The following is a 5,578-nucleotide window of genomic DNA, read 5'->3' as shown; positions in this document are numbered from 1 at the left end:
GTTAGTGAGTTATTTAATGCGCTACAATGATCATGTTTTTAATAAAATTGGTATTAATATGCCCATTTGTTTAAGTATTCCCTTTGATTGTTCAACAATTTATACGAATGGGTATAATATATTCTTCCCTTGAGAGTGCTTCGGCGCTCTTTTTTTGCCTTACTAATGCACAATCATTTTTTGTTTAATTGCTGGCATTAACGTTTTGCCATCGCCATCCACTTTGTTTAACAATTTAAGCCCCATTACTTTTGCAAGCACCGGATAGATATCAAGGTTATTTACTTTTTCGAGGCTTACACCTTGCTTGAAGGCAGGGCCAACAGCAATAAGCGATGCCGCCATATCCTCTGTATATGCATAACCATGAGTGCCTAAGTACATTGGCTTTTTACCATTAGTAAATACCGCTGGCGCGGTCGTTTGCACCACAATATCACCTACGCGAGTACCTTTATTATAATGATATGCAGCTAATTGCGCGTCAGTTAATACAGTATAACGCCCGTTTGCTGCTTTTTGTAAACGTGCCTTATAGCCTTTAATATCGGCATTTTTAGCATCGGGTTGCGTGTAAATAAGCAAACGTGGTCCGGTGTTTTTAACTAAAAAGTTTTTATCTTGAGGAAGGGTCGTTGTATCAATGCTTTTTTCGGGGTCGATACTTGTCATCCCATGATCAGAAACAATAACTAAATTTACATCTTGCTCTAGCTTACTTAAACGCGTTTGCAACTGCCCCATTAATTCATCTAGCTGCTTAACGGCATCACGAGTTTGTGGCGCATCGGGGCCAAATTCGTGGCCCATACTATCAACCAATGAAAAATAACTTGCTACAAAACGCGGACGTTGTGCCTTTGGTAAACTTAACCACTGAATAATTTGATCAACACGTCTTTGATAGTCACTGTATTTTGAGTAGTGGTAATAGTAATCAGGGGTCATACCGTTAAATAACGCATCCGACTCAGGCCAAAAGTAAGTTGCAGATTTAAGCCCCTGCATTTTTGCCAAATTCCAAAGCGGAATCCCCTTTACCCATGTACTGTCGCCCAGCGCTTTACCCATGCTGTAGCATTCATTTTTACGCGCTTTATCGCAAAAACTATTATCAACAATGCCATGATTTACCGGCAATAAACCCGTAATAATAGAAATATGATTAGGAAATGTTTTAGTTGGATAAACTGGAATCAATTTTTGCCCACGCACACCGCGCTCTGCCATCGCTTTTAAGTTTTCTGCGCCATGCTTTTCAATGTAATCCCAGCGCAAGCCATCAATTGATACCAGCACCACGGTTTGCTCTTTTGCTGCAAACGCAGTACTACTTATTCCCACTAAAAGGCATAGCGCTATCACCTTTAAAATCCATTGCTTCATCATAATTACTCGCCTGCTTTAAAATACGTTAAATACTGAAAAATCTAACTTTATAATACAATTGGTGACACCCAAATGATACAAGCACCTGTACCTAACTCGCCTAGGTGTATATATTAACGTTTAAGTATTAATAAAGAATGACATCGCGCACTTAATTTGCCAGTCATCAATTATAAAAAGGACTACGATGACTATCGACTTTAGTAAAAAAATAACGCCAGCGCGTATGTATCGCACTACATCTAACTTGCAAATGGCGCTTGAAAGCGACCGTGGTCGCATAATAAATAGCGCAGCTATTCGTCGGTTGCAGCAAAAAACACAAGTTTTTCCACTTGAGCGTAATGCAGCAGTTCGTTCGCGTCTTACTCATTCGCTTGAAGTACAGCAAGTTGGTCGTTTTATAGTGCAGCGTATTTTTGCTAATTTAAGCTACCAACAGCAAAAAGACTACGGGCTAACAGGGCTTGAACGCCCACTTGAAAGCTTAGTCGAAATGGCCTGCCTGATGCATGACATAGGCAACCCACCCTTTGGTCACTTTGGCGAAGCTGCAATTAACCATTGGTTTAATAACAACTTAGTGAGCATTACACCAATGCGCTGCCAAGAGCCTAATACCGGCATAGGCGTGGTTTTTAAACACCTTGCACTTGATATTTGTAATTTTGAAGGTAATGCTCAAGGCATACGTATTATTCATTCTTTGCAAACGCTTAATTTAACGTATAGCCAAAGCGCCGGTATTTTAAAATACACCCGTCCAGCGGGACTTGATGTAAAAAACATACCGCAAAACAAAAATTACTTAATGAAAAAAGTAGGTTACTACTACAGCGAAAAAGCCTTTGTTGAAGCATTGCAAAACGAGCTCACTATTGAGCCATATTGCCGCCATCCCGCAAGTTACATAATGGAAGCCGCCGACGATATATCGTATTGCCTAGCCGATATAGAAGACGCTGTAGAAAAGGGCATAATAAGTACCGAGTTCCTTTGCACACAGCTTAAAAATCATTATAAAAAAGCACTTATAAACCTTACAATAGACGACACCGAACATGAAAATTTTGTAGATAAAGCGGTAGATTACGCACTCGATCGCGCCAAAGCCCAGCCGTACAATTTTAACAGTGAGTTTTTTATATACCTTAGAGTATCACTACTGCACCCGCTCGTTGGCCATGCTGCAAAACGGTTTATCGAAAACATAGAGCCTATTTATCATGGCGACTTTAACTATGCCCTATTAGAAGACAGAAGCCACCTGCACGCGGTAACCAAAACACTAAAACAAGTAGCCCTTGAGCATGTTTTTTCTAACAAAGAGGTCGAAAAGCTAGAGCTGCAAGGTTACCGAATTATTAACGGCCTACTCGACTGCTATAAGCCATTACTGCTATTAAACAGCGACGACTTTAAGCGCGCATTAAACGGCGACTCACGCCTATTAATAGAATCACGCTTGGTTAAAAAGCTTTCTAAAAAACACCTAAATAGCTACCAACATGCCATAGACGCTATGCAAGAGGAGCCCGATCATTTTGCCGCCTATGAGTTTTATTATCGCTGTAGATTAATTCAAGATTATATAAGTGGCATGACTGACCAATTTGCTTACGACGAATATCGCAGCCTTATGGTAATAGACTAATCCACTCTAGATAATTTTTAATTTTGCGCTTAAAATCAAACCATTAATGTTTAAGCGCTTTTACCTTTATGATAACTTTATTTACACGCCTCACACTTTGTTTTGCCCTACTTTATAGTATTAATAGCGCAGCTTATAACGAAGCTATGTGCATACTTATAAAACAAGAAATGCAGCAACACAGTAATGATAAAACAAGTAGAAACTACCGTAATGCAGTACGCGATCACAGTAAAAACTGTATCCCTCCCAAGCAACTACAAGCACAAGTTAAAACTGTACCTATTACTGCCAAGCCAACGCCTGTAGTCGAAAAAACCAGTGAAGCAGTGAGTGAAGTAATCACTGAAACAGTAAATAAAAACGTAGTTAATGAACAACAAACACCCACTGTTGTGCCTCTTACCGATAATAAAAGTCAAGCCATGCTTGATGTAAAACCAGTAGTTCACAAACCACAAGCTAATCCAAAAGTGGTTATTTCAGAGCAAAAGCCAACCCCGCCAAATAACCCCATAAAACCAAACAGTACACTCACTAAAGAAGTACTCCCAGAGCCTTTATCAACATTAAAACCTGCGCCAACGTTAATTCCCACTCAGCCATCTGAGCCAGTAGTAAAAAGCACGCACTCACTTCTTTTACCTAGCTTGATACTGCTTATAGTGGTGCTTATTGCAGTTATGGCTATAGTCCGTTTGCGCCGTGCTAAGCAAAACAAAGAAACCACCGCTATTTCGAGCGTAGCGCAAACAACTCCCCCATTGAATGCATCTAAAGCAAAAGTAGCCGAATCTGCAGCCGATAATATAAATAAAAAACCAACAATAAATGCCTTAGATCAAAAAAAATCAGCTATATTAAGTGAGCCAATACCGCAGCTTAATACCGCAGAGTTTGAAGCCGCAGCGAACAAGGCTGCAGCGCGTATAAAAAGTGCCAATGACTTTAATGAGCCAAAAGTTCATAAATTTGATCCCGATGCCTTAGCAATTAACAATCCACATAAGCACGAAAGCGCAGTACGTAATGATCAAAAGAGTGAGGAGTTAGTTTCAGAGCCGGCCATCAAACCTCCTGAGTTAATACACTCACCTGCACCTAATGAAAATGCACACGCAGTTGAAAAAGTATTTGCACCGCAGGCGACTTTATTTAGTAACGAGCACGACTTTAAAGAGCCAGAAGTGCGCACTTTCGATCCTGATGCACCATTACCTGGAGTAAAAACACAAGACAAGCCAAAACCTGTTGAACCTAACGTTGAAGCAGCAAAAATTGACAGCAGCAACCCATTTGCAAACCTATCGTTAGATCCAAGCTGGGATCCCGAATCAACCGAAAAACCGGTTATAGAAAAGAAAAAACGTACACCTAAATCACAAGCATTAATAGATGCAGAAGCGCGCGCTAAAAGCATGCAAACTAAAGAGTAGTTTACTGCGTATTCACTTGAGCGAGTATACGGTTTAAGCATAAACTAACCAGCTTTTACCAGCTATTGTTATGTTTAACTAAGGTTTATACAAAAAAGGTAAAGTTATGCAAATGAGTTTTATGCTAATGGCTAAATTAAAACGCTGTATTTATGCTATGCCTTTATTGTTAATGGTTTTTATGAGTTATTACAGCCACGCGATTGAGGTAGAAAATCAGGCCGCGACTAATAACCTTAAAACCCTGCAAATTAGCGCCGGTGAGTGGCCACCATTTTTAAGTGAATCGTTACCTTATAAAGGCGTAATTGCTCACTTGATCACTGACGTATTTGCACAAGCCAATATTGAGGTCAGCTTTACATTTTTACCTTGGCCGCGCGCCTATCACGACACCCTTAATAATAAATACGCAGCCACCGCAGTGTGGATGTTTGAAAAAGACCGCGCACGCCACTATTTATATAGCGAGGCGGTACTAAATGAACGGTTTGTATTTTTTTATCAAAAACAGCGGCAGTTTAGCTGGTACAAACTCAGTGATTTAAAAGGTCTACTACTAGGAGGCGGGCTCGGCTACAGTTATGGCAAAAAGTTTGATAAAGCAATTGAAGAAGGCTTATTTGAAATATCGCGCGTAAGTACAACAGAGCAAAATTTTCAGCGTTTAGTGATGGGCCGCATTGACGCTTTTGCCGAAGAGCAAAATGTAGGCTATCACACCCTAAATACCAAGTTGCCTGAGCTTATTGATACTATTAGTCATCATCCAAAGCCAGTGTTAGTAAATCAAAGCTTTTTATTATTCCCAAAAAATAACCCAAGCAGCGAAAAGCTATTAGTTATTTTTAACCAAGAGTTAGTAAAGTTTAAGCAAACAGGCCGCTACCAAGCGTATTTTGATGCCCTAGAAAGCGGCGCTTATAAATCACTTATTAGCGTCGAAGTAGAGTAACACCGCATAGAACATTTAAACGCCTCTCACGTGAGCAAGCTCTACGTCTACAAACAAAGCTCACCTAATCACCTGTAAATACCGAACTTGCTCGCGTATACAAACAAAGCTAGCCTAAACACCTTTAGACGCCAAGCTTGCTTG

At 40.1% G+C, this 5,578-nt stretch carries 4 protein-coding genes; 3 read left to right on the top strand and 1 reads right to left on the bottom strand.

The features are described from left to right. Positions 1 to 162: 162 nt before the first annotated feature. Positions 163 to 1,386 carry an alkaline phosphatase family protein gene (locus CWB66_RS11255; RefSeq protein ID WP_138585450.1) on the bottom strand — a complete coding sequence of 408 codons (1,224 nt, stop codon included), beginning with the start codon at positions 1,384 to 1,386 and terminating at the stop codon, positions 163 to 165. A gap of 190 nt (positions 1,387 to 1,576) precedes the next feature. On the opposite strand from CWB66_RS11255, the gene dgt reads away from it, so the two are divergent. The 3 genes from dgt to CWB66_RS11240 all read left to right on the top strand — a co-directional run bounded on the left by dgt (position 1,577) and on the right by CWB66_RS11240 (position 5,434). After that, positions 1,577 to 3,043: a dGTPase gene (gene dgt, locus CWB66_RS11250; protein ID WP_138585448.1), complete on the top strand. Its 1,467-nt coding sequence runs from the start codon at positions 1,577 to 1,579 to the stop codon at positions 3,041 to 3,043. Positions 3,044 to 3,111: 68 nt separating this feature from the next. Continuing rightward, entirely contained in the window at positions 3,112 to 4,479 is a 1,368-nt protein-coding gene (locus CWB66_RS11245; protein ID WP_138585447.1) for a cell surface protein, read from the top strand. A gap of 106 nt (positions 4,480 to 4,585) precedes the next feature. Continuing rightward, the gene (locus tag CWB66_RS11240) at positions 4,586 to 5,434 is read left to right on the top strand and encodes a substrate-binding periplasmic protein (protein WP_252371745.1); all 849 of its coding nucleotides are present in this window, start codon (positions 4,586 to 4,588) and stop codon (positions 5,432 to 5,434) included. The last annotated feature ends 144 nt before the right edge of the window (positions 5,435 to 5,578 follow it).

The sequence above is a fragment of the Pseudoalteromonas sp. S558 genome, from assembly GCF_005886635.1.
Classification (GTDB): Bacteria; Pseudomonadota; Gammaproteobacteria; order Enterobacterales; family Alteromonadaceae; genus Pseudoalteromonas; species Pseudoalteromonas aliena.
This window is presented reverse-complemented; position numbering and strand designations above follow the sequence as displayed.